Consider the following 23,563-nt stretch of genomic DNA (forward strand, 5'->3'; position numbering starts at 1 on the left):
AGCGCTGTCATTTAAGTTAGCTTAATTTTACCGTATGCCAACAATTCCCTACTATAGGATTTCTTTAGATACTATCGTGTTTTTTTTGGATTTTTATCTGTAACAACAAATAAAACCCATCTATTTGCATTTACAAATAGCGGGTTTTATTCACCGGGTCATATTACTCCTCCTAATAATGTCGGGCCAATTGCACTCCCATTAAAAGGGCTTCAATTACCTTAAATATGAGCAAGAATGTTGATTAACTTACCGAATGGGTCGCGGACATAGAATCGCCTAACGCCCCAAGGCTCATCAGCCGGCCCATATTCTATCGGAATTCCTGCGTTCATCACACGTTCAAGCGCAGAATCGACATCATCGACTTCAATCGACAAATCAGGAGTAGATGTTCCAGAGCCCCCCTGTGAGGCAAAACTAATTTGAATGCTCATCTCCTCACTCGATCCATAGGTTCTAATCCAACCATGATCCATCAATAAATCAAGGCCAAGTACATCGTGGTAAAAGCGTTTAGCTGCTGTTATATCCTGCGTATCAATATTGGCAACAATTCGTTTGACCTTCATTTTTACTGATCCACCACCTTCCAAAATGTATCCATTCCATTATTTATTATTTTGGCCTTCTTCGGGACTTGGTATAAAATCAGAGTTACATTTAATAAATCAACAGACGATCCCAAAGCATTTAGAAATACTAGACAAACAATGCCTGGATTCAGCCATCCAATAGCTCCTAAGATTATCGGTAGTATAATAGAAATTACTAGAAATGGAGCTAAGGATATTATAATAAACCGAAGTCTAGATATGATTTCCTCTGAAAATACAAAACCCCCAAAAAGTTGAATCCCTAACCCTGTACTAGCGGATTTCACAAAGTTTGGAATCAGAATCAGATGGATCAACTCATGTATTAGCAGCAGTAAAAAAATAGAAACGAGATATAAAATATTGAAAGTGAAGGTTATAGTACCTCCTTGAAGACCATAGTCCTCTAAGCTAACTGTAGAAAATATTCTGGTAATCATAATCGTAACCGCACCACCCAGAATCATAAAAGGAACAGATAAAAGAATAGCTTTCGGGAGGGATTTGGGTTCCTTTAATTTTACCCATTGCTGGAGAAGTAGTTTAGCTTGTTTATCTGGATCTGCTTTAGGCATATGAAAAGTGATCTTCACTTTCACTTACCTCCTATGAGAATGAATTTTATATTTTTTACGGGAATTTCTTGAAATGCTATCGATTATTCGCGACCTATACCAGAAACGCAAGGTATATTTTACCATATAAGCAACACATTAAGGTAGGCTTATTTGAGTGCATTTGCTTTAATCATTTTTGAACCGGCAGCTGCAGTTGGGCATTGATGTGAAAAACAGTTCATATCATATAAGCATGAGTTAATCTGTTTGAAAATGGCAGGTGGTCAAGTTAATGAGTGTATGGAGCGAGGCGAATGAAGAAGTTCGGCGGCTGACAGAAACGCTCACGGGCATGCAGAAGGATGATGGGTCTTGGCGATTCTGTTTTGATAATGGCACTTTGACAGACGCTTATTTCATCATCATTCTTCGAACCTTGGAGCTTCCTGATGAAACATTGATTCGGCAATTGCATAACCGAATTGCTTCCCAACAGCAGGAGAATGGCGCATGGAAGGTTTATACCGATGAGGAAGAGGGCAACTTGTCGGCAAGTGTAGACGCTTATTATGCGTTGTTGTATTCGGGTTACAGCAAAAAAACAGACGACATGATGAGAAAAGCAGCTCAATACATAAGATCCAAGGGCGGACTCAATCAGGCGAATACGATGCTGACCCAAGTCTTTTTGGCGGCTACCGGACAGCGTCCATGGCCATCCTCCTTGAATATCCCCCTTGAGTTTCTTCTTCTGCCTCCCACCTTTCCCATCAGTTTTTTTGATTTCTCAGGGTTTGCGCGAGTGCATCTTGTCCCTATCATGCTTATGGCGAATCGTCGGGTTGCATTAAGAACAAACGCTACTCCGGACCTATCGGACTTAAATGGGAGCGACAGAGCTATTCAAGTAGTTACAGCAGCAGCTCATCGTTCAACCTCTGACAACTTCCAAAGGCTGCTGGATGAGATTCAGAGCGGCATCAAGCAGCTTGCAAGCCTCCCTGGGCAATTTCACGAGAGTGCTGTCGTACGGGCGGAGCAGTTCATGCTTGATCGAATCGAGCCTGACGGTACGTTGTACAGCTATGCGACTAGCACAATGCTAATGATTATGGCGTTATTGGCGCTCGGCTACGACAAACGTCACCTAGTAATAAAAGCTGCGGTTCGCGGGCTCATATCCATGCTATGGATTTCACCAGGAGAGGTACTTCTTCAAAATTCCCCCTCCACAATATGGGATACTGCCTTACTGTCCGGTGTTTTGCAAAAAGCAGGAGTTTCGCCTGAACATACATCCATTAGAAAATCCGTCGCTTATCTGCTTGCCAAGCAGCAACACAAGATGGGAGATTGGAGTATACGTAATCCTAATCCTATTCCAGGTGGTTGGGGCTTCTCTGAGTCCAATACGATCAACCCGGATGTCGATGATTCTACTGCGGTGTTAAGAGCGATTCGGCAAACTGTACTGCGTGAGCCCGTATATCGGGATGCCTGGAACCGGGGACTCAATTGGGTGTTGTCTATGCAAAATAAGGACGGAGGTTGGGCCGCTTTTGAGAAAGATAACGACAATGAGCTGCTCACGCTTCTTCCCATAGAAGGCTCACGTGAGGCAGCGATTGACCCTTCTACAGCCGACCTTACAGGTAGGACATTGGAGTTTCTGGGTAATACGGCCGGTTTTAATAAAAGCCTTGCTTTCATGCGGAAAGGAACCGATTGGTTAATCAAGAACCAGGATGCGGATGGCTCATGGTATGGTCGTTGGGGTATTTGTTACCTTTATGGCACATGGGCTGCCTTAACGGGCATGATTGCAGCTGGGAATGATCCTCAGCATCCTACCGTGAACAAAGCTGTGCGTTGGCTTCTGAGCATTCAGAACGCTGATGGAGGCTGGGGAGAATCCTGCACCAGTGATCGCAAAAATCGATATGTGCCGCTTGGTGCAAGCACTCCTTCCCATACTGCGTGGGCAATGGATGCCCTTATCGCCGTAAACGCCAAGCCTGTACCTGCCATGGAGAGAGGCATCCAACAGCTAATGGCTCAATTGCATCAGGAGGACTGGACGACTCGGTACCCTACGGGTGCTGGACTTCCTGTAAGCTTTTACATCCACTACCATAGCTACCGATATATATGGCCTCTTTTAACGCTTAGCAATTATATCAGGAAATACAAATAATCAATGAAGAAGGATACCCATCAAGCGGTATCCTTTTTTTCAGTGTAATTATTTTCTTGCGATTAACATGAACCTTTGTGGACTTCACCTTATCACTATATTTATCTGATTTCAAAGTGGCTTGGTTTCAATTTTGCTTTTGTTTTTGCTTTTGTTTTTGTTTCTTCTCCTTTTATTTTTGCTCTTAGGCTTCGTTTCCTCTTCTTCATGCGTTTCTTGTTCCCCTACTTCTTCCTCCGTGTATGTCTTATTATCTTCCACTTCAGAATCGGAATCGGAATCATGTTCTTCGTTGTACGAACCGGATTTCAAGAAACGGTTGCGCAGTACCCGAGCTCCTTGTGTATCTTTTTCATCTTTTTTGTTCGGGCCTTCAATCCGGATATGATATTCCCCGTCTTTATTCGCGTAGTTGATATATTTATTCCGGTCCTCAGAACCGATCGATTGATCCTTATTTAAATTCGAAACGATATCATCTGTACTGTCAATCTTAATCCCCTGTGCGTCGGGTTTACCTCGCAGCTGTGCACGCATCAGTTTATGTAATTTGATTCTGACGACCTCTTTGCCGTAATCAGTTCGGTTCGGTGAAGCGTCCGGATTTGATGTTGAGATGGCATTGCTTAAGGGTTTGTTCGGTGAATCGTTATTCATCTGCTCCGAAGTCCTTACTGGAGCACTCCCCGCGCTGCGCAAACCCGTTTTATTTAGGAACGACTTGCGGGTCCCGTCAGGAAATTGATTTTTCATCATAAAGTTGTCACTTCGTTCGAGATATTTGGGATGCTTATGAATTTCCTCCTCCTGCTGTTTTGTTGTTTTAGGGTAAGTGGCTTTCGGTTCAGCTTCCAGTGCTTGAGCTTGCTTTGCAGGCCCGAATTTCGGCGCTCCATTAGGCTTTTGACCGACCTCGACATACCCTTTTGGAATAGGCCCGTCAATCCACTTGCCATTTTCATCAAAATAGCGCTGTATAGGCTGCTGACCTGCAGGTGCAGTAGAAATGGATATCTCTTGTACCTGCGTTCCGCTATCTCTGGATGTTTGATTGCCAAGTAAGGAAGTAACCGCTCGATTACCGATCATTTTCTGCAATTGCAGCACCTGTGATGGCAAAACCGGAGCAGTCGAGCGTGAAATCTTACCGTTTGATTCTGCATACTGGCTGATCGGCATGTTGCTTGCCCTTCCGCTCATAACTGATGCTTTTAGCGCTTGCGCCTGTTCTTGTTTCCTATTGGGAACATGCCTCATCATCTTCCACCTTTCTATAATGAATTGTAAGTTCACTAGCTTGCTATTGGATAGCGGTGAAATCCATAAATCAGCTTCATCCCTTATTTTACCATAAAAATCAGTGAGACATTACTTTTGCCATCCCCAACAAAAAGAACCCCCAACTAGGATGAGTTAGGGGTTTTAGGAGCAGCGCTTGAAATTTCACAGTGTAAAGCCATTCATGACGCGGTTCCACGCATTGTCCGATCCTTTCCAATCATAGCCTTGAGGGACATTAACACAGCATACATTGTCCAGCCCCCACTCCTCCTCATGAAGCTGACGAATAGGATGATTGTTTATGATCAGCAATCTGAATTTCCCGTACATTAATGTATTCAGCGCTCTCTTTAATTGCTGTGCTTCCTTCTCGCTCGTGTCGGTTCGTACAAATAGAACGGGCTTGTTTTGAATCGTGTGCCGAAAGCGATTGACACGCCGGTCGACCTTCTCCTTAAAAGCTGGGTATGCATCCCACCAACGCCCTAAATATAAGGGAAAATCATGAAAAGAAACAACGTCGTATGCGTTATCTCTGACAACGAAACACTCCCTCGTCCTGTCAATAAGTTCGAGATTGTTGTATTCCATTAAACCTCTAAACTGATGGTTCAGCAGCTGAACTAAGCCGGGTACGGATTGAGAAGTAAACCAGTCGATCGGACCGGCGGATTGACGCAACCCAATTCTGTTCAACTGATAGGCCACTTGGCAGGTGGATCCCAAGCTCATATAAATCTTATAACGGCCTACACAGTCATTCCACTTCATAACGCTCACTCCCGGCAAACAAATAGTTGAGCCTGTACAGATATTCACATGGCCCAGTGTTACTTTATTCCGGTGTGGCATATTAGGTGCGCTTAGAACGTAAAAAACTCCTTGATTATGAAGTAGCTCAATGGGAACTGCTTATGCTATCCCAATCTATTCATATTTCTAATAAAATCAGGCATTCTTCTCATCATCTTCTCTTGATCCAACTCAAAATCGTATTGTTTATATAATCCATGAGCATCTTTGGTTCCGAGTATTCCCGTTAAATCCTTTAGCTCTTCCGATTTAATTATGCTCTCTATTAATTTCTTTCCTATGCTTTGTCCTCTGTACGCTTCATCAATAAAAACATCACAAAGGTAATACATGGTTGCACCATCTGTAACTACACGTGCAAACCCGATCTGTCTATTATTTAAGTAAACTCCGTAACAAATGGAATTCTCTATAGATTTTCTAATTCGTTCCTCCGAACGTTTGTTTGCCCAATAACTTCTGGAAAGAAATGCAAATACGGTGTCTAAGTGCAATAATGATTTATCATTGCTTATTACCAGATCTTCTTTTTCATTATCCATTTATATCCGCACCTTTAGTTTTTAAAGGACATAATATCAAGTCTAGTTGAGAATTTCAATACTTTTATTTGAATTTTCAGCCAACTTGACGCTTAACTGTGTTTGCGAACCCAGTCTTCGTTCACACGCACATACCGCAGCCCTTTGCGTAAATACGTATAAGCAATATGGAGCTTGCCGTCACGTGATTGGATGATGGAGGGATAAGAGTAGCCGATTTCATTCTCTTTGTATTCGTCATCGGCTTCCTGCAGGTTAACCGAATAGGGCCATGTCTCTCCCTCATCCTCTGAAATAGACAAGGTGAGTGGTGTGCGTACAGCCTTGCGCCTTTCTTGACCGTCTTTGACGACCATACGGTACTGGCCTCTTTCAAGGCTGGCGTCATTGTAAATCAGTGCAAGGTGTCCGTTCGCCAGCTTCACGACCTGGGTCGATGAGTTGTTGTTCGGCAGCTCGCTAGGCTGCGGTTCCGACCAAGTGCGGCCATCGTCCTTGGAGACACTCGTATAAATCCGGTCTGCCAATCGGCTGCGGAACATCGCAAACAAACTGCCATCGCTCCTCTCAATAATGTTCATCTGTACCCCTTTTTCACTGGATGGAACTGTATGGTCGCTCCAGCTGCTTCCTTCATCGGTCGATACCTTAACTGCGCTGTACTCCCCATCGTCCTTGCAGTAATAAATCGGAAGCACCCAAACCCCTGCGCTTGTTATCACGATAGGATGTCTTAGAAAAATCCCTTGTTCGTCAAACCAGATTTCAGGCTCACTCCATGTATTTCCTCTGTCTTCGGAAATGCGCCGCACGACCCGCGAGGTTTGCTGATTATGCGGTTCATTCGACGTATGCATCAGCCACACTTGACCGTTAGGTGCCTGGAACAGAACCGGATTCTGCTCCGAACGCTCCAGGTCGCTGGACAGCTCATCTGGCCTGCTCCACTCCGAACTGCCAAGTGGCAGCCTGGACAGCACAATATTGGTGTCCGGATTCCCTTCTCCGCTGCCGGAAAACCAGACACACAGCAGCTCGCCGTTATCGAGCTCAAGTAAATTGGCGGCGTGGCTCGTTTCATAGAGATTGGGGAGAAAAGCATCCTCCCTACCAGGAGCTATTGTCGTAATTTTGCCGTTAAACCTATCCATTGCGGTCGCCTCTTTCCTGAATGCTCCGATTATTTTTGCCCTGCTTTGGAGTACGCTGCTTTATATTCTTCCATCATTTTATCTCCACCGTTTTTCTTCCACTTGTCTACCTCTGCTTGCCATCCCGCTTCATCGATCTTGCCCATAATGAATTTGGTCTGAGCATCCATAATTTGCAGCTCCAGCTCTTTGCCGCGTTCATTGTAAGTAGATGACAGCAAGGTTAGCGCAGGGTTAGCCACCACATATTTTTCATTTTCCCTGGATACCTGCTGGTTTTTGACGCTTAACGGGGCATCCTTTGTCGGCTTCACATTATAACCTTCACGATAAGGCAGATTGTCTCGGTAAGGCTTGACCTCCTTCTGATTGGCCTCACGGTCTAAGGGCTCCGTATACTCACCTTTATCCACGAAATGCCGCCCTTCAATACCGCGCATCAACAGCGTCGCCATAGGCGGGTCCATCAGCTTGTCTACAAAGGAAAGCACCTGCTTCAGCTCGGCTTCCGATTTAATTGATGATTTCGAAAAAGCCAGGAATCCGTTATTACCGCTTTCTCCCGGCACACGAATGCCGTTTGGTCCCTGTACAGAGGCTGCATCGACCACAGCGTCAGGAACATTTTTCACAAGCAGATCCTGCCAGTTCTGAGCGTTCCCTCCGGAAAATTTAATGCCAGCGCGTCCTGCATTGTATATTTTCTCGGTTTCCGTAGGATCGAGCACGGTAAAGTCCTGATTAATCAGCTTATCGGCATACATCCTTTTCATCAGCTTCATAGCTTCCATAAATTGAGGAGTCATGAATTCTGGTGTAAAGCTGCTATTTTCAACCTTCCATTTGTTCGGTCCGCCGATACTGACAGAAAAGCGGGTCAGCGTGGATTCCGCTCCATCATTATATTTTTTATCGAAAATCATGCCGTAGGTATCGTTCTTGCCGTTTTTATTCGGATCATTCAGTGTAAAGGCTTGGGCCAATTTGTACCAGTCATCCATCGTTTTGGGAAGTTGGAGCCCTAGTGCATCCGTCCAGTCCTTGCGGTAATGAATGACAGCGCGCCCCAAGTCGCGGAACAGGGGAATCCCGTACACTTTTCCATCAACCGCTATATTATCATAGTGCTGTTTGTTTTGAGCCGACAAATTTTTATAATCCTTCAAATACGGGCCAATTTCCCAAAAAACGCCGGATTGGATCGTGCTGATGATTGTCGGAACATATTTAACCCTGACGAGCTTCGGAAGCTCTCCTGCCGCTATCATTACATTGATTTTGTCATCATAGGCGGAGCCTGGAATCCATTGAATCGTAATTTTGGAATTAGTGTACTTCTCCATGGCCGTTTCCACATCATTGCCCTTGGCCGGGACCTCCCCTACCTGGGAAAGAACAATGGAAATATCGGCAGGCTTGCTGGTGTCCACATTACTGTCTGAAGCGGCTGGCGGTTTGGAAGCCTCTCCCCCACACCCGGCCAATGCCCCGGTTAGCACCAACACCGCACTATAGGAAGCCCATGCCTTCTGTTTATTCATCTGTAAGATCCCCCTAATTATTATAGTAATTTAAATAGTATTTTTACTTGCTGTTATTTTGTTACTTTTTTTACTTTGTTACTTTCTCAAAGCTGTAAACCATTCTGGTCAGAGCATCGCTTTCCAAAGCCAGCTGTCCATCCACATAAATCCGGTAGCCTGCCACTAGATCTATATTCGGGTCGTCACCCCTGTTATAGGTAATTGTCAGCTCATATCCAGCCGCACGAATGCCTTCCAACCGGAAATGAGACAATCCGATATCAATCGGGTCCAACACAAAACGGCTTTCTTCAACATTCAGACCTGCAATATGCTTGATAACCAGGTCGATATAATAGGAATGGTTGTAGTCAACCTCATCGCTCAAAGGCTCTCCGCTTTGGCTGCTGTAATGCTCCACCAGATAGGGAGCAGACAAATCCCGATTGCGGTAATGAAGCAGGGAATATTCACGGAACAGATGGCCGAAATCACGGTCCCACTTATGTCCGTTCCGTTTGCTCTCCAAAGCCATTGCATCCAGCACGATACTGTTTGTATAAGGCCATGTCGGCCCATCCCAAACGCATCCGTTGCGTCCTTTGAAATAATTACCTTGCCAGCTGCCCTCCGGTTGGTAAACAGGACAATCCGCAGATACTGAAGGAAATGGGCTCGGTGTACCGAACTCCTCTTCATTAAGTGCGTGCAGCAGCCCATCGGCATGCTCAGCATCCGTCAGCTGCGCCCAGTAGGGATAAAATCCGACTACGTTCTTAACCCATGCCTTCTCATCCGTTAAATGATGCAAATCATAAAAAAACTGCGTTCCCCCATCCCACATTTTATGAAGGATATCTTGATGAATTGTATCGGCCTGCTTTTCGAACTCTTCCGCTTCTGTGTCATTTGCCGCCCGGCACAATCGTGCCACGCCCAGGCAGTTCAAATAATGATAGACGGATCGGTCCACTCTTTTCAGTGGAGTAAACGTCGCCGGGTCTTTACAATCCTTCGGGAAATCATGAAAGTACCAGTAGCTTGGCTGATATTCTTTCCCTGTTCGATTATGCGTGTATTCGATCAGCAAGCTGTCAGCTGCGCTGCCCAGCTTGGTTGATTCTCCCCGGATTTGCTCTTTGAGTGAGGGCAGCATCTCCTTGAGCAGTTCTGGATCACGGTGCACCAAATAATCCTGATAAGCCGCCCAGCCCATAAAATTAGCGTATGAATGAAGCGTGCTGTTGACAAACAAGCATTTGTAAAAGCCTTCCTCATCCTGGCTCGCCTTCATGCTGCGCATAGCGCCTTGCGAGTAAACGGGATCGTTGTACCAGCGGGCTTCGAGTAAATGCATAGGAACAGTGAGAGGAATCATTTTGCTAAACTCCCACCCCTTCGGATCAAGCGGTCGTTTGCTCATTTTATGTGAACGTCCCTCGTAAAATAAGGGATGCTGTAGATTACCGTATCGTGGATTAGCCAGAGTGTGGCGCATCACGAACCAGCGGTACAGCCAGGTCGTATCCAGCAGAGGTTCGCTGCTCGCAAAAAGCGGCGCATGCTCGAACCAGCGCTGGTAGGTCTGCTGCTGCCCGGCGAGCAGCGCTGCACCGCTCTGAGCCGGGTTTAGAACCGAGTCGAGCCGCTGCTCCAGCTCGGACTGAGTGTCCGTCTCGAGCAATCCGAGCGCCACCGCCGTAATCAGCTCCGCGGATTCGCCCGGCTGCAGCGTCAGGCCCGTGAACAGCTCAGGCCTGCTGGTGCGAAGCGCCGCCTGCAGCGTGAAGCCATAGTGCGGGACGCTCAGGCTTCCGTTCAAGCCGTTGCCCATCGGTTCGCACCTGAACAGCACCGGCTCCGCAATCAGCCGAAGCACTATAGCTTGACCGCTTGTGTTGGTCCAAGTTTGGCAGGAGACCGCGCAATCCTCCCATGTTATATATTTGTATTCTTTGAGTTCTACTCTACTTGTGGCATACTCCATCGATAAATAGCTTGGATACCAGTTTATATTGGACGGCTCATAGCTTGTGACTGCATCGCATTCAACCGGAAATAGGGAAGGAATGTTCAGCTTATGTATAAAATCGATGGCCCCGCTAAAGCCAGGCTGCGGCCATAGGAAGTCAGCCCACAGCCTGGCTCCCGTAGAACCTAGCAAGCAGGATTTGGGCAGCGTTCGCAGGCTGCGCTTCCCCCCTCCCAGAGCTTGATCGATATTGAACTGTGTGCTTGGGCCATTTTTGATTTGCTTCACCAGGTCAAGCCTCCCTTCTCAAGATCACAATGTTTCAGACAAGCCTTGCACTTATGCGCAGGTTAAACCTTCAAAATCGTCCCTGCAATATGTCGGACACCCCCGCCGTTCATTTGAATCGGATCATCCTTGCTGTTGAAGTAGTAGGTGGCCAGAATCTCACCCTTAACCACTTCTGTGGCGCGAGGGTAACCGAGATCCCGGTTGCCGCCATCATCACGCAGCATAAGCTCAGGCCCCCAGGTACGGCCGCCGTCCTCACTAATTTTCGCACGGATACCATAGGCCGGAATCCGGTAGCCGTAGACAGCGAATATGCGCCCATCCTCCAGCAGCGTCAGATGCACCGTGTCTCCATGCTCGTTGATGCGCGAGCGCAGCTGCCACGTCAAGCCGCCGTCCTCGGAAGCATACACTTCACCCCAAGCTGCTTCCATCGAAGACTTGCATCGTACACCGACGATGATAGTTCCATCCTTCAGCATAATCGGCGAAGGGCAAATGACGCGATATTCGTTACTATCGGGCATATAGGAGAGTAATGTCCAACGGACACCACCGTCGAATGATCCGTATACAACCGGACGGTCATAATTATTATGCTGCGGCTTAGCGGTAAGAAACAGCAGGATTACGCCGTCAGGACGGACCAAATAAGAGGATCTTCCCTGGAATCTTGGAATATTGCAAAAAGGCAGCAGCACAGCAGGCCCCCAGGTTTGCCCAGCATCCTTCGACAGCTTCACCCAAGCCTTCGCGTCAGGGGCACCGGAGTTCGGCGTCGTCCAGCAGCAGAGCAGCGTATTCGGATCGCTGAAATCGTGGGGCTCGATAGTTGGCTCTTTACCGAACTGAAGCTGTTCGTTTACTTCCAAATTGTCGGCTACGGTCTCTGCCACTCCCCAAGTTCGGCCTCCATCTGTCGATCGTACTGCAGCAATTCGTCCGAAAAATTCCACACGGCGGTGCATCAAGTGCTTGGTATTCGTATAATCGCACGGCATATTCATAAAACCGACAAGGATATTGTTCTCTGAAATTTTCCACATTCCCGCATTAAAAGGCCATGAGCTGAATTCGTTATCGTTTCTATACAACACTACATGTTCCATATCCTTAGGCGTTATCCAATTTTGTCTATTCATTCGTCTCTCTCCTCATTTTTCATAATGTTTTCCCGTTGTTTTTGAATACTTCCCTTAGAATCTTACCCCTTCAATGAGCCTAAAAGCATCCCTTTGGTAAAATATTTTTGGGCAAACGGATACACGAACAATATAGGGAAAATAGCTAAAAAAATCGTGGCCGCCTCAATATTATCAGGCAAAATTTGATGTCCGTTAACCGTTAAATTTTCAAATGAGGTGCCTCCATCAGGCTTGATAATCAATCTGTACAATATCAACTGAATCGGATGCAGCGTACGGTCCTGCAAATAAATCAACGGTATCATAAATGCGTTCCATATATGTACGGCATAAAATACTCCGATAGTCGCTAGAACCGGCGTGGAGAGCGGAAAAAATATCCGTGTCAGCATCTGAAGCTCATTAGCTCCATCAATAAAGGCGGATTCCTCCAATTCACCGGGAATAGCGTCCAGGAACGAGCGGGTAATAATTAATAAAAAGGTGCTGATAGCCCCGGGCAAAATCATAATCCATCTGGAGTTGACCAAACCTAGCGTGTTATTTACAAGATAGCTCGGAATTAAGCCTGCTTCGAAAATCCAGGTAAACAGAAAAAGCAGCATAATGAAGTATCGGCCCTTCAGCCTTTTACGAGATAAAGCATAAGCGGTGACGAACGTCAGCAGCACAGCCACCAACGTTCCTGATACCGTATAAAAAATCGAATTGAACAAACCGAGGGAAATGCCTAATCTGGAGTTACCGAGCACATACTTGTAAGTCTCTACATTGAACCCAATTGGCCAAAAATAAACTTTGCCCGTTATAACCGCCAGTCCATCGCTTACCGATACCGCCAATATGTTCAAGAAGGGATACACGCAAATGATCGCCAGCAAAATCAGCAAACTATTATTGGTTGCTTCAAACATATCTATTTTTCGTTTCCGCAAAGATGTACCCTCCTAAAACAATCTCGATTCGGAATATTTTTTGGAAATTTTATTCGCGCTTACGACGAGCAGCATCGCCACAATGGACTGGAATAGGCCCACCGCCGCTCCGAAGCTGTAATTCGGAAAGCCCTGTGATGCGAAGGCTTGACGGTAAACGAAGCTTTGAATCACATCGGCCGTTTCATAGACACTCGGATTGTACATCAGCAGCACCTTATCCAGATCAACCGACAGGAAGGAACCAATATTAAGGATAAACATGGTTACGATAATATTCGACAACGATGGAAGTGTAATAAAAAACATCTTTTGCCACCGCGTTGCCCCATCGATCTCCGCTGCCTCGTATTGATGGGGATCAATGCCCGCAATGGCCGCCAAATAAATAATTGAGCCGTAGCCGAATGAATGCCAAACGTTCAAGCTGACATATAAGCTCCGAAACCAACCCGCTTCCGCCATAAAAAACACTGGCTCTATCCCTATCCCATCCAACAGCCGATTTACGAGACCTGTCTGTGGAGACAAAAACGTATACACAATACTGACAGTAACGGCCGAGGAAATGAAATAAGGGAAAAAGCTGAGCGACTGCGTGAACCGTTTGACCATCGCGCTGCGTACCTCATTTAAAAACAATGCAAAAATAATTGGAACAGGGAATCCGAAAAGAAGGTTGTATATGGCTAATAACAGTGTGTTTTTTAGCAGCACCAAAAAGTAAGGATCCTGGATAAACACCTTGAAATTTTCCAGTCCAACCCATGAGCTTCCTTTAATCCCCTGAAACGTGTTGTAGTCCTGGAACGCAATAACCAGCCCAAACAGCGGTGCCAGCTTAAAAATAAGAAGGTGCAGCAAGCCAGGCAGCAGCAGCAGATAAAGTAGCTTGGTATTCCACAGCTGCCTGATCCTGCGCTGACGAGCTGTATTAACAACAGTTTGGGTTCGTTTAATTTCCATAGGAATTACCTCTGATTATTATAATTTTCCAAAAAGATAAGAGCGTTTTCATCTTCAGATGACCATATTATTTCTTTATCATAGTGTCATAAGCTTTTTGGTCGATTTCTACAATTTTTGAATAACCGAGAGTATCCATTTCTTTCAAGAACGCATCCCATTCCGCGACAGGTCGTTTTCCGGTTACAAATTTAACCAGATTCGCTTTTAACGCTTCATTCACTTTGGCCACCAAATTGCTTCTCTCTTTCAATTCATCGGTAGAGTATTTGATGATCGGGAAGGTTTCGGCATATTTATTGAAATAGTCGTTAGCATAGGATTTGGTCAAGCTGTGATTAAATTCGTAGAAGGCTTCATTATTGACCGGAATCGGGAACGTCAGTCGATCCTGGAAGAAGGTCCACGCCGGAGTACCAAGCGGTTTAGTCGATTCTTCCTCGAATTTGATCGTAAATTCATTTTTCCCGTTCGGGTTTTTCTTGAACGTCGTACCTTCAACACCCCATCCAACCAGTGTTTGTCCCTTGTCAGAATATAGGTAATCAAGAAATTTAATAATGCTCGGAGCCTTATCGGCAGATTTTGCATTTATGACGAAGGCTCGGTCTACGCGGTACTCCGGAACGGTAGGGAATTTGGACTGCCCACCAGCATCGTTAAGGAACGGCGGCATCACTTTCATCGAGAAGTTGGGATCGGTTTTGGCTCCGCCATTTATCAAAAACCAAGACGGTCGAGTGTAAAAGTCGTGTCCGATTGCGACATTACCGTTGAGCACTTTAGTCTGCCATGCTTCCTCCGTGGACAAACCGCTGACCCATTCCGGATCAATCAATTTATCTTTGTAAATTTCGATGTACCAATCTATCATTTTCTTGAAGCCAGCCGCTTTAAGATCGTAACCTTGCCCTCCGTTGTAAACACCATGGACCTTGCCTTGACCGTCAATTAAATCATTAGCACTGAAAGCAGACTGAAATTTCACGAAATCTTCGCGGCCACCGAACGGATAAAAATTTTTATTGTCCTTGTACGTATCTTTCAATTTGCGAAGTACTTCAGTAAACTCCTGAATTGTTTTCGGATCCGTAGTAATTCCCGCTTTTTTGAACATATCGTCACGATAAAAGGTAGTGTTAGAGATTTTGGGATATTGGGGAATAATTGCATACATTTTGCCATTGCTGCTTGTAACGAGCTTCGCATAATCAGGATGTGCATCCAAGAATTTTTTGATGTTAGGGCCATATTGATCGATCAGCGGGCGCAGATCCACAAATGCTCCTTTAGAACCGTAAACTTCGGCTTGGCTGAGCTGCATAATTCCGGCATCGGAAAAGTCTCCCGACCCCACTTTAAGATCAATGTTTTTATAATAGGGGTCACCATCTCCGCCATTAATAAATTCAATATTGGCACCCGTTTCCTTTAACAATACTGGAATATGGTTCATATCCTTCATCCAATTCACGAATTTTCCAGGAAGCGTGTATGTAAATTTAGCCTGTGCCACTTGATCCACTGCTGGTTTGCTTGAATCCTTCGTTTCTCCCGGCTTATTTAAGTCCGAGCTGCAGCCCGTAACGCTTATCAAAGCCCCAGTTATCGCAACATACATGATCTTATGAGAACCGCTTTTCCAATTGTTATTCAAACGCATTTGTGTATTCCCCCTCCAATATTTTCAAATTAACTAACATTATTGTGTCATGCCGCATGAACAGGAAACGCTTTCATTTCCGAAAAAAATACGTTATTTATCCGTTCCTTTAACCCATGCTTCCGTAAAAACCACATGCTTTATACCCTCACGTCCACCATAAGCGAAAGCAGCGTGTAGTAACCCATCGTTGGTTTGTAAAATCCATGGATACTCATATTTGCGATTCAATGATTCATTGTTTTCTCCGCTGAACCCATCACCCGTTTCTATAATTCGTCGGTAAGGCCATGTTAGTCCTTCATCTTCAGAGAGTGCGACCGTGACAGGATATCTGACTTTGGGCCAAACCGTGAGATGCGGATCATCATTTGCGCTTGAATGGTTGTAAATAACGGCTAATCGATTGCTCTGTAGACGAATAGCTCGAATGGAAGCATTATTATTCGGTAACACGGTGCGCTCGGGCTCGGTCCATGTGCAGCCGAAATCGGAGGATTTGCTAATGTAAATCCGATCGGCTGCCCGGCTTCGGAACAATGCCAGCATGTTGGCACCCTCCCCGGATAGCAGCGAAGCGTGAACACGCCCCCGGCTGTTAGGCACCGGAATTTCCTTCCAAGTCTTTCCTTGGTCCATGGAGCGTTGAATGACACTGTAATCACTGCCATATTCAGTTTCACCATCTGCACGGCTGTACCACATGGGGAATAGCCAGCTTCCATCTTTGGCAACATGAATGGGAGCCCTGCAAAACGAGCCTTCGGATTCAAACATTGTCTTAGCCGCTCCCCAAGTCCAGCCCCCGTCCAATGATTCGCGGCAGCGGATAACTGCTGTTTCCTGGCGTGTAAAAGTCCGATTCGGATATAGCTTCTTGAACTCTTCACGACTCATCGAAGCTGCTTCTTGTGCCGTATACATGAGCAGCAGCTTGCCATCGGGCGCCAAGAACAGCACCGGATTTTGCTCCGATTTGGTATCATCATCGGATACTTTAACCGGTTCACTCCATTGAGTTTCTCCTGCTTTCAGCCTGGACATGACGATTTCTATGTCGCTTCGTCCTTCCTCCGTATGCCCGGCGAACCATACCGCAAGCAGATCCCCATTACCGAGTTCCGCCATGCTGGGCGCATGATTGACACGGTAGGCTGTAGGAATGTAAGCCTCAGCCCCGCCGTTATAACGGGATCGGAGTGTACCGTCTTTGTCCACCCCTTGATTCACAAGCATCATTCTCATTGTCACGAGTGCTCCTCCTCATTTGTATTTAAGTTACTTTCTTTAATGGAATGGTGGCAGCATCAGAAATCAGTAGTCCTTGCTTTTGGTAGCTATCCATTAAATGAGTAAGCTCAACTTGTTTCTCCGCGGTTAACGGACTAACCGGTAAGCGGCAAGGACCCGCAGGAAGTCCCGCCCAATTCATTGCCTCCTTTAAAACCGAAGGCAGTGTACCCCATTGAAATGCACTGCGGATTTCTCTCAATCCCCGCTGCATAGCTTCCGCTTCCTCAATCTTCCCTTGCTTCCAAAGATCATATATCGCAACGACCAATTCCGGAAAAAGATTGGCTGTAGCTGCAATTGCGCCTTTTCCGCCCGACATAAGTGTAGATAGAATTAACGAATCCGTGCCGGCCAATACGGAGAAACCTTCATCGCTCTCCATCAAATAGTTCAAAATAGTATCAAAGCTGCCGCTGCTATCCTTAATACCTACAATGTTAGGGATTCGTGCCAACTCACCAACCGTCTTTGGATGCAGCGCATTGCCCGTTCGTCCAGGAATGTTATATAAAAGAATCGGAAGAGAAGTCTCATTTGCCAATGCCCGATAATAATCAGCCAGTTCCTTCTGACTGAAAGCAAGGAAATAAGGCGTAATAACAGACAATGCATCTACACCGATACTTTCCATCTCGCGGGCAAGGCGAATCGTCTCCGCTGTGCTGATACAGCCTGCACCTACATAAACGGGAATTTGCCCCCTTGTCTCTTCCACGATGATGGTCGCGATTCTCTTCTTTTCTTCAAAGCTTAACGAGAAGAACTCGCCGTTTGTACCTAAACAAAATAATCCGTGAACACCCGCTTTGATGAAGCGCTTAACAAGCATGCGCAAAGCTTCTTCGTTGATTTCCTGTTGTTCATTAAACGGCGTAATCATCGCCGGTATAATGCCTTCGGCTTTAAACATCCAGCTGTTCACCTCCATTTTATATCGAATCGTTCATTGTTCCATGTTGTATGTTGTATACATCATTTAGTAAAAAAAAACTATTTCTGTGGCTAAAATAGCTTTCCTTCCTGTCCGTTTCGGACTTTAAACCGTACTACTATGACCTCACAAACCCACAATCTGGTATTAAATCGTTCCACCATTTTCGCGTATCCCTCTTAAGAGTCTCTCTTTAGAGTCTTCCAGATGCAATTGAATAACCTGCTTCATATCGCTGGTTTGTCCGCCTTTTAGCACGTCTACAATCTGTTGGTGCTGATCTTGTGCTACTTTGACCATTTCATCGGTAACAATAGATGATTTCATTGTAATATACCGATAATTCATCGTTCTTAAGTAAATATCAATATTGTTTTTATTTTGTCCAAGCTCCATAAATTCCAAATGAAACTCCAGATTAAAATCAGCCTTCAAATAATCGTCTATACGATTGGATTCAACCTTTTCGGCGGATAATCTTAAAATTTCCTCCATTCTAGATAGCCTATACTTGAGAGTATCCTTATTAACATCATTAAGTTTCTCGACTACCCAAAATTCCAGCATAAGCCGCGTATCCATAATATTCAGTACATCCTGCTCATTTATTGCAACAACGAATGTACCGACCTTGGAAATCGTTTTAACTAAACCTTCCATTTCAAGGCGATTTAGTGCATCCCTCACCGGAGTTCGGCTCACACCTAACTGGTCAGATAACTCTGGAATAGAAAGCTTATGGTTTGGATCAAATTTTCGGCGTATAATGCGTTCTTTTAAAAGTGTATAGGTTTTATCCCACAAATTGGATGTATCGATTTTCGGTAAACTCATTGGCATGCCACCTTTATTTCTCTTTGTTGTATACAACATATAACATATATTAGACGGTTAATATTTATAAGTCAATAACTTTATGGAAAAAATAACTACAAAATATTTTGGCCACAAACTAAAGCGCTCATTCACCCCAGTTTCTTTGCATTTTATAGCATGAATTAGGGGCACAGTGGACAAAAGATACTATATGCTGGCATGGCCTTCTTTCATATACCTATCCGCTTATTTCGTATCTATCGTTAAATAATCCTATGATTTCTCTTTGTTTTGGATCTAATCTTATCATCACTTCAGAAACGATATCCTTAGGTATTTCCTTATAATAGGCTTGTGCAATCCCACCGGTTATACAAGCTATCGTGTCACTATCGCCACCAATTGAAATAGCCTTCCTAATTGCATCCTCAAAATCAGTCGATTCCAGGAAAGCAATTATTGCCTGTGGAACTGATCCCTGACAAGTTGGGTCAAAGCTGTAGTCTGGTTTTATTTCATCTAATCGTTGATTTAAATTGTACTTGAACCTTCTTTGAATAAAATCTTTTATTTGTTGTTTTGACTTGTTATTCTTTGCTAAAAATACCGCACAAGCAACGGCTTGAGCCCCTATTACTCCATGTCTGTGATTATGAGTTACTATTGCCGATCTCTTAGACTCAATCAGCACTTCTTCTAAAGTATTGCATGCAAATCCTATTGGACTTACTCTCATTGCTGATCCATTCCCATAGCTCTTATATGGTTTGGCTTCCCTGTTATGGGCCCATTCTTCGAACTTCTGACCATACTGTCGTAAAAGATTCGCATACAGCTTCTTGCTCACATAATAATCAACCCATATGTTGCTATGTTGTTTCCTTTTTAGAACAGCATCCGCAATGGCTACCGTTAATACAGTATCATCTGTAAATCTTGTGAATCTGCTGAATAATTCGAATTCAGTAGATTTGTTGTTATGCCATTCAAATACAGAACCGATTACATCTCCGATGATGGCTCCTAGCATACTTCACTCCTCCGAATTTTTATTAAGATTAACGTTCTTGTATATGTAAACAACCTAGGATAAAAGTCGTGTAGTGATCGGGTGACTGTGTTACCAGCATTGCTGCTACCTTGATTTACTAAGAAGCACCTGTTATTTACCACCTATTATTTACTTAAAATAAGAAAATATCTTTAAAATCCATACAAAGGCCTTTATCACATCACGAGAGTGATCATAGAACCATGCTATAAATAATATTGAAAGAATTCCCACGATAATAGAAATTAATAGGTTCAATCTTTTACTTGCCAGGATATTTATTGAAATTATTACCAAAAATATAAGTACATTAATAAAAGTTTCTATCCAATAATTCATCGTTTCACTCTCTTCTCAACACCTAGATGTAGCCGCCTCCATTTATTACAATCAATTAATCTGATTCATAATATTCGATGCTTTTCTTTAGTATCCAATTGTTTTTTAATTCATTTTCATTACATAGACGCTGCGATTGCAGAATCTCCAAAATCCTCAGTATCAGCTGAAATGTATAGTAATAATGAAATAAAATCATTACTCTCAAGATTGATATTCCCTAGAAAATAATTTCGGCTTCTTTGAAATTTATTCGACTCGAAGCCATTGCCTGCTCCCAAAAACCTGCATTTATACAGCCTTTGGCCATTATATCCGAAGTCTTATTGAATTCATGCAAATGTGCATTTATTTTTTCATTCTTAGCTGAATCGGAGCGTTTTCCATGAAAATTGCTGTACTTTTGCAGGTTTGTTCTCTCTACTGCAATTCCGGCAGGAAAAAAACTGCGTTTTTGCAGGTTTTTGTGGTAGGGGAGGGTCCTGTACTGATTTTGAGGTTGAGGCTAATTATTACTTGATAATTATAAAATGAAGTTATTTGAAGTCTCCACATCTTTTAAAATCTTAATTAGGTTCCTTTAAAAACTCTCGTAACTCAACAAAACTATCAGTTTTCAAGATTACTTTATAATTCTTTGCATTCGGGTTGTATCTATCTAATTTTTTTCTATTTTCAGTTAAAACGTATTTCTTTTGATGTTCTTGATATTCAACCGACTACGTTCCTGGGTATGAAATAATCTTTACTCTATTTGTATTCAAAGTTTTTATTAACTTTTGTTCATTTTCCATCTCATTGCTAAAAACAATTAAATTATACATTTTAAATAATGCTGATATTGCTTAATTCCTGCAAAAAAAAGCACGGTAGCTATTAATGCAATGGCTGATACTAAATAAATAGTGTTTATGTTTTTGTTAGCTTTCATGGTTCACTTCCACTACAAGTTTCTATTTATTATTTTCGTCGATTTCATCTAATGCTGCAGCATTCGAATTATATTCAAAACTAACCCTTCCATAATCTTTTTATTCCCATAAATACTTCCTCATTGAATTCCATCCTGTATACATCGGGTTTTGAAGTCTGTAATAAAAATTCCAGATCGTACTGACTGTCAAAGTATCCCATCATTAGTGTCATAACAATCCCATGAGTTCCTATTACAACTTTCTGTCCTTTATACTTCTCTAGAATCTTTTTCAATGTAGTTATAGACCGATTCTGACAATTTGTAATAGATTCCCCTCCTGGCAAGGAAAAGTCTGAGTCAGAAAACATCTTCTTTACCGATGGATACAATTCTTTATCAGATAATATCTTATCATCACTTAAAAAAACCAATTCTCTCAGGTCTTCGAAAACTAATATTTCTTTCTTAAAGGACTCGGCTAAGTCCTCTATTGTTAATGTTGCCCTTCTATATGGACTTGAAACAAACATGTTTATTTCTTCATTTTTCAATAATTCAGTTATTTTACGGGCATCCGAACTACCCTTTTCAGTTAACCCACGTGTCCTCTCATTCCCTTCTGTTTTGGGTGATTCTCCGTGCCTGACCATATAAATAAAAGTTTTCATAATAACCCTTTCGCAATTCTAATGATTTATAGCTCTCAAACCTCATTGGCTTAAGCCGAGTTGTGGCTGGTCATTTGGATCGAGATCTTTTGTATAAGCACTTATCCATTCAAGGTTACAATGCTTATTTTAACAATACTGTTAATTAATTCTCGTTTTCTTCCCGTATATTACCTTGGAAATCTCATTTTCAAGTCCTTTTAAATTTTCATGAACCCATAGTTTTTCCAGTGCTAATCCACCACCCATTCCACCTGAAACAATATCACCTGGATTAAATATCTCAAAATACATTCCAGTCGAATCTGCTTCATCCCATTGGGCATTATCAATATCAATTAATAATCTACTTAAAGTACCTAGATCTGCCCTTATAATATGAACGGGGCACACTATATAAATTTGGCCGCCGTGGTCTCCTTCCATAACTAAATATGAGTTTTTGATTTCTTTAGCTTCTTCAAATGTCTTAATAAACTTGTGGTTTAAACTATGAGCTTCATTCATTATATGTCTAAGTGGACTATGAAATTGAGGGATTAGTTTCATGTCTTTTTCATCATTTTTATTTGTCATTAACGACTCCTCATGTGAAGTTATTTAAACAATTATCACGGAATTTCATAAAACGTTCTTGTATCTACGAACCCTCACCGACTTAATCCCAAAGGGCGCCGCGACACTGATAGATCGTGCAGAGTAAAAATCATCGTCAGACCAAGGGGTACGTTCCGCAGCGTGAATACGGTATTATCTGAAGTTCCCTTTTCATCAAAATCGCTTTCAATCATCTTTAATTTGGTCTGTCTGTCTTTGGATATTCTTTTTGAAATAGATATTCCCATTCGTTCATAAACCCCTCATCAAATTCCTTATTATAGTAATTGATATGCGCATTCCAAAACTCTTTTGATTTACAATAGTAAGTACCTAGAACAAAAAAGGGATAGTTATGTACCGAGCTTGCCATTATTCGTATCTTATCAAATTCATTGAGTTCAATCTTCTTTTTTAGTTCCTCAAGTATATATATTAATGGTTCTATGCTAATGTTGACTCGATCCATACTATAATTCCCCGTTCTAACATAAAACCTTCTTAACTCTGAAATAACTGTGTTTCTATAAGAATTTTCCGTAATCCCATATAGTTTATTAATAAGAAGATGGATTGTTCGATAATCAAATTTAATATCTTTATAAAGATAGTTTAAAAAAACTTCTATTATATCTCTATGAATTGGATTTTTCGGTTCCGATCTAATAAATATAAACATATAAAACAAAGCCACCATGAACTTTTTTACATATCTTCTCCGAAAAATCACCCTCACCTACTTTCTTTTAATGTTAACGTTTTAGTTCGCGTTTCTGACATCCATGAAGTTCCTATAAATAAAGATCTTCAAAAATCGTTCTTAAAATACTCCCTTAAACCATTCCATACGTCTTCTGTTACAAAATAAGTTTCCACTGCTTCCAACTCTTCTCCAGATTTATCTTTATATCTGATTATAGAATAAAAATTGTCACCAATTTGTTTATTTGTCCAGTCTAGAAAATAGACAAATTCACCAACTTTAAGTTCCTTTAAATGAGGTTTATCAAAGTTACTGTTTTCATCTATAGATGTTTTAGCTATAAATCCATCAATTACATAAATTAGATCTCCTTTTCGACATTCAGTTGAAACACTCACAAGTTACCTCCTTGTTTTAATAAAACGCCATTAATAATCTTACATCAAAAATTACACCTAACGTTCTTGTTCTTACGAAGCCGAGAGCGTTAAGGGACGAATGCCCGGCAGCGGCTGGGGTTTGCTTCGTAAAGTTTGTCTGATCCACTACCACGAATTGCCTCAGGCAGACCCAGGATGGCCCCTGCAAGATATTATAAGATGTCCCTACCTTCGAAGCTA

The 23,563-nt window shown here is 43.1% G+C and carries 21 protein-coding genes; 1 reads left to right on the top strand and 20 read right to left on the bottom strand.

Features of this window, described 5'->3' with window-relative positions; genetic code table 11:
* Positions 1-221: 221 nt before the first annotated feature.
* The gene (locus tag ACFQ0C_RS01655; RefSeq protein ID WP_379363339.1) at positions 222-572 is read right to left on the bottom strand and encodes a VOC family protein; all 351 of its coding nucleotides are present in this window, start codon (positions 570-572) and stop codon (positions 222-224) included.
* A gap of 2 nt (positions 573-574) precedes the next feature.
* The gene (locus tag ACFQ0C_RS01660) at positions 575-1,189 is read right to left on the bottom strand and encodes a DUF3267 domain-containing protein (protein ID WP_379363341.1); all 615 of its coding nucleotides are present in this window, start codon (positions 1,187-1,189) and stop codon (positions 575-577) included.
* A 256-nt stretch (positions 1,190-1,445) separates the two neighbouring features.
* Between ACFQ0C_RS01660 and shc the strand changes: the two genes are divergently transcribed.
* Positions 1,446-3,347: a squalene--hopene cyclase gene (gene shc / locus ACFQ0C_RS01665; RefSeq protein ID WP_379363343.1), complete on the top strand. Its 1,902-nt coding sequence runs from the start codon at positions 1,446-1,448 to the stop codon at positions 3,345-3,347.
* Between the two features lie 111 nt (positions 3,348-3,458).
* Here shc and ACFQ0C_RS01670 read toward each other — a convergent pair whose 3' ends face one another.
* From ACFQ0C_RS01670 to ACFQ0C_RS01755, 18 genes are all read right to left on the bottom strand, one after another.
* Positions 3,459-4,607, bottom strand: a complete 1,149-nt coding sequence (locus ACFQ0C_RS01670) for a hypothetical protein (RefSeq protein WP_379363345.1) — start codon at positions 4,605-4,607, stop codon at positions 3,459-3,461.
* Positions 4,608-4,790: 183 nt separating this feature from the next.
* Positions 4,791-5,399: a DUF1796 family putative cysteine peptidase gene (locus tag ACFQ0C_RS01675; protein WP_379363347.1), complete on the bottom strand. Its 609-nt coding sequence runs from the start codon at positions 5,397-5,399 to the stop codon at positions 4,791-4,793.
* Between the two features lie 146 nt (positions 5,400-5,545).
* Entirely contained in the window at positions 5,546-5,983 is a 438-nt protein-coding gene (locus ACFQ0C_RS01680; protein WP_379363349.1) for a GNAT family N-acetyltransferase, read from the bottom strand.
* Positions 5,984-6,075: 92 nt separating this feature from the next.
* Positions 6,076-7,134, bottom strand: coding sequence for a sialidase family protein (locus ACFQ0C_RS01685; protein ID WP_379363351.1), 1,059 nt, complete (start codon positions 7,132-7,134; stop codon positions 6,076-6,078).
* Positions 7,135-7,163: 29 nt separating this feature from the next.
* Positions 7,164-8,675: an extracellular solute-binding protein gene (locus tag ACFQ0C_RS01690; RefSeq protein WP_379363353.1), complete on the bottom strand. Its 1,512-nt coding sequence runs from the start codon at positions 8,673-8,675 to the stop codon at positions 7,164-7,166.
* Between the two features lie 70 nt (positions 8,676-8,745).
* Positions 8,746-10,917, bottom strand: coding sequence for an MGH1-like glycoside hydrolase domain-containing protein (locus ACFQ0C_RS01695; RefSeq protein WP_379363355.1), 2,172 nt, complete (start codon positions 10,915-10,917; stop codon positions 8,746-8,748).
* A gap of 62 nt (positions 10,918-10,979) precedes the next feature.
* Entirely contained in the window at positions 10,980-12,062 is a 1,083-nt protein-coding gene (locus ACFQ0C_RS01700; RefSeq protein WP_379363357.1) for a sialidase family protein, read from the bottom strand.
* A 62-nt stretch (positions 12,063-12,124) separates the two neighbouring features.
* The gene (locus tag ACFQ0C_RS01705) at positions 12,125-13,000 is read right to left on the bottom strand and encodes a carbohydrate ABC transporter permease (RefSeq protein WP_379363359.1); all 876 of its coding nucleotides are present in this window, start codon (positions 12,998-13,000) and stop codon (positions 12,125-12,127) included.
* 12 nt (positions 13,001-13,012) lie between these two features.
* Entirely contained in the window at positions 13,013-13,966 is a 954-nt protein-coding gene (locus ACFQ0C_RS01710; protein WP_379363361.1) for an ABC transporter permease, read from the bottom strand.
* A gap of 67 nt (positions 13,967-14,033) precedes the next feature.
* On the bottom strand, positions 14,034-15,629 hold the full coding sequence (locus tag ACFQ0C_RS01715; protein WP_379363363.1) for a type 2 periplasmic-binding domain-containing protein: 1,596 nt from the start codon (positions 15,627-15,629) through the stop codon (positions 14,034-14,036).
* 93 nt (positions 15,630-15,722) lie between these two features.
* Positions 15,723-16,874 (bottom strand): sialidase family protein, encoded by a 1,152-nt coding sequence (locus ACFQ0C_RS01720; protein ID WP_379363638.1) that lies wholly within the window; start codon positions 16,872-16,874, stop codon positions 15,723-15,725.
* 28 nt (positions 16,875-16,902) lie between these two features.
* Positions 16,903-17,832 (bottom strand): 4-hydroxy-tetrahydrodipicolinate synthase, encoded by a 930-nt coding sequence (dapA, locus tag ACFQ0C_RS01725; protein ID WP_379363365.1) that lies wholly within the window; start codon positions 17,830-17,832, stop codon positions 16,903-16,905.
* A 168-nt stretch (positions 17,833-18,000) separates the two neighbouring features.
* Positions 18,001-18,687: a GntR family transcriptional regulator gene (locus tag ACFQ0C_RS01730; protein WP_379363367.1), complete on the bottom strand. Its 687-nt coding sequence runs from the start codon at positions 18,685-18,687 to the stop codon at positions 18,001-18,003.
* A 220-nt stretch (positions 18,688-18,907) separates the two neighbouring features.
* On the bottom strand, positions 18,908-19,699 hold the full coding sequence (locus ACFQ0C_RS01735) for an ADP-ribosylglycohydrolase family protein (protein WP_379363369.1): 792 nt from the start codon (positions 19,697-19,699) through the stop codon (positions 18,908-18,910).
* Positions 19,700-21,070: 1,371 nt separating this feature from the next.
* A complete protein-coding gene (locus ACFQ0C_RS01740) occupies positions 21,071-21,643 on the bottom strand; it encodes a histidine phosphatase family protein (protein WP_379363371.1) in 573 nt (190 codons plus the stop codon).
* Positions 21,644-21,784: 141 nt separating this feature from the next.
* The gene (locus tag ACFQ0C_RS01745; RefSeq protein ID WP_379363373.1) at positions 21,785-22,219 is read right to left on the bottom strand and encodes a hypothetical protein; all 435 of its coding nucleotides are present in this window, start codon (positions 22,217-22,219) and stop codon (positions 21,785-21,787) included.
* A gap of 217 nt (positions 22,220-22,436) precedes the next feature.
* Positions 22,437-22,709, bottom strand: coding sequence for a hypothetical protein (locus ACFQ0C_RS01750; RefSeq protein ID WP_379363375.1), 273 nt, complete (start codon positions 22,707-22,709; stop codon positions 22,437-22,439).
* Between the two features lie 338 nt (positions 22,710-23,047).
* The gene (locus tag ACFQ0C_RS01755; protein WP_379363377.1) at positions 23,048-23,341 is read right to left on the bottom strand and encodes a hypothetical protein; all 294 of its coding nucleotides are present in this window, start codon (positions 23,339-23,341) and stop codon (positions 23,048-23,050) included.
* Positions 23,342-23,563: the final 222 nt, after the last annotated feature.

Origin of the sequence: Paenibacillus sp. GCM10027630, from assembly GCF_042676305.1 — a bacterium.
Classification (GTDB): Bacteria; Bacillota; Bacilli; order Paenibacillales; family NBRC-103111; genus Paenibacillus_S.

Coding starts and splice junctions, on each gene's coding strand:
- ACFQ0C_RS01655 (WP_379363339.1), bottom strand. CDS start 572: ATGAAGGTCAAACGAATTGTTGCCAATATTGATACGCAGGATATAACA.
- shc (WP_379363343.1), top strand. CDS start 1,446: ATGAGTGTATGGAGCGAGGCGAATGAAGAAGTTCGGCGGCTGACAGAA.
- ACFQ0C_RS01670 (WP_379363345.1), bottom strand. CDS start 4,607: ATGATGAGGCATGTTCCCAATAGGAAACAAGAACAGGCGCAAGCGCTA.
- ACFQ0C_RS01675 (WP_379363347.1), bottom strand. CDS start 5,399: ATGAAGTGGAATGACTGTGTAGGCCGTTATAAGATTTATATGAGCTTG.
- ACFQ0C_RS01680 (WP_379363349.1), bottom strand. CDS start 5,983: ATGGATAATGAAAAAGAAGATCTGGTAATAAGCAATGATAAATCATTA.
- ACFQ0C_RS01685 (WP_379363351.1), bottom strand. CDS start 7,134: ATGGATAGGTTTAACGGCAAAATTACGACAATAGCTCCTGGTAGGGAG.
- ACFQ0C_RS01690 (WP_379363353.1), bottom strand. CDS start 8,675: ATGAATAAACAGAAGGCATGGGCTTCCTATAGTGCGGTGTTGGTGCTA.
- ACFQ0C_RS01700 (WP_379363357.1), bottom strand. CDS start 12,062: ATGAATAGACAAAATTGGATAACGCCTAAGGATATGGAACATGTAGTG.
- ACFQ0C_RS01710 (WP_379363361.1), bottom strand. CDS start 13,966: ATGGAAATTAAACGAACCCAAACTGTTGTTAATACAGCTCGTCAGCGC.
- ACFQ0C_RS01715 (WP_379363363.1), bottom strand. CDS start 15,629: ATGCGTTTGAATAACAATTGGAAAAGCGGTTCTCATAAGATCATGTAT.
- ACFQ0C_RS01720 (WP_379363638.1), bottom strand. CDS start 16,874: ATGAGAATGATGCTTGTGAATCAAGGGGTGGACAAAGACGGTACACTC.
- dapA (WP_379363365.1), bottom strand. CDS start 17,832: ATGTTTAAAGCCGAAGGCATTATACCGGCGATGATTACGCCGTTTAAT.
- ACFQ0C_RS01730 (WP_379363367.1), bottom strand. CDS start 18,687: ATGAGTTTACCGAAAATCGATACATCCAATTTGTGGGATAAAACCTAT.
- ACFQ0C_RS01735 (WP_379363369.1), bottom strand. CDS start 19,699: ATGCTAGGAGCCATCATCGGAGATGTAATCGGTTCTGTATTTGAATGG.
- ACFQ0C_RS01740 (WP_379363371.1), bottom strand. CDS start 21,643: ATGAAAACTTTTATTTATATGGTCAGGCACGGAGAATCACCCAAAACA.
- ACFQ0C_RS01745 (WP_379363373.1), bottom strand. CDS start 22,219: ATGACAAATAAAAATGATGAAAAAGACATGAAACTAATCCCTCAATTT.
- ACFQ0C_RS01750 (WP_379363375.1), bottom strand. CDS start 22,709: ATGGATCGAGTCAACATTAGCATAGAACCATTAATATATATACTTGAG.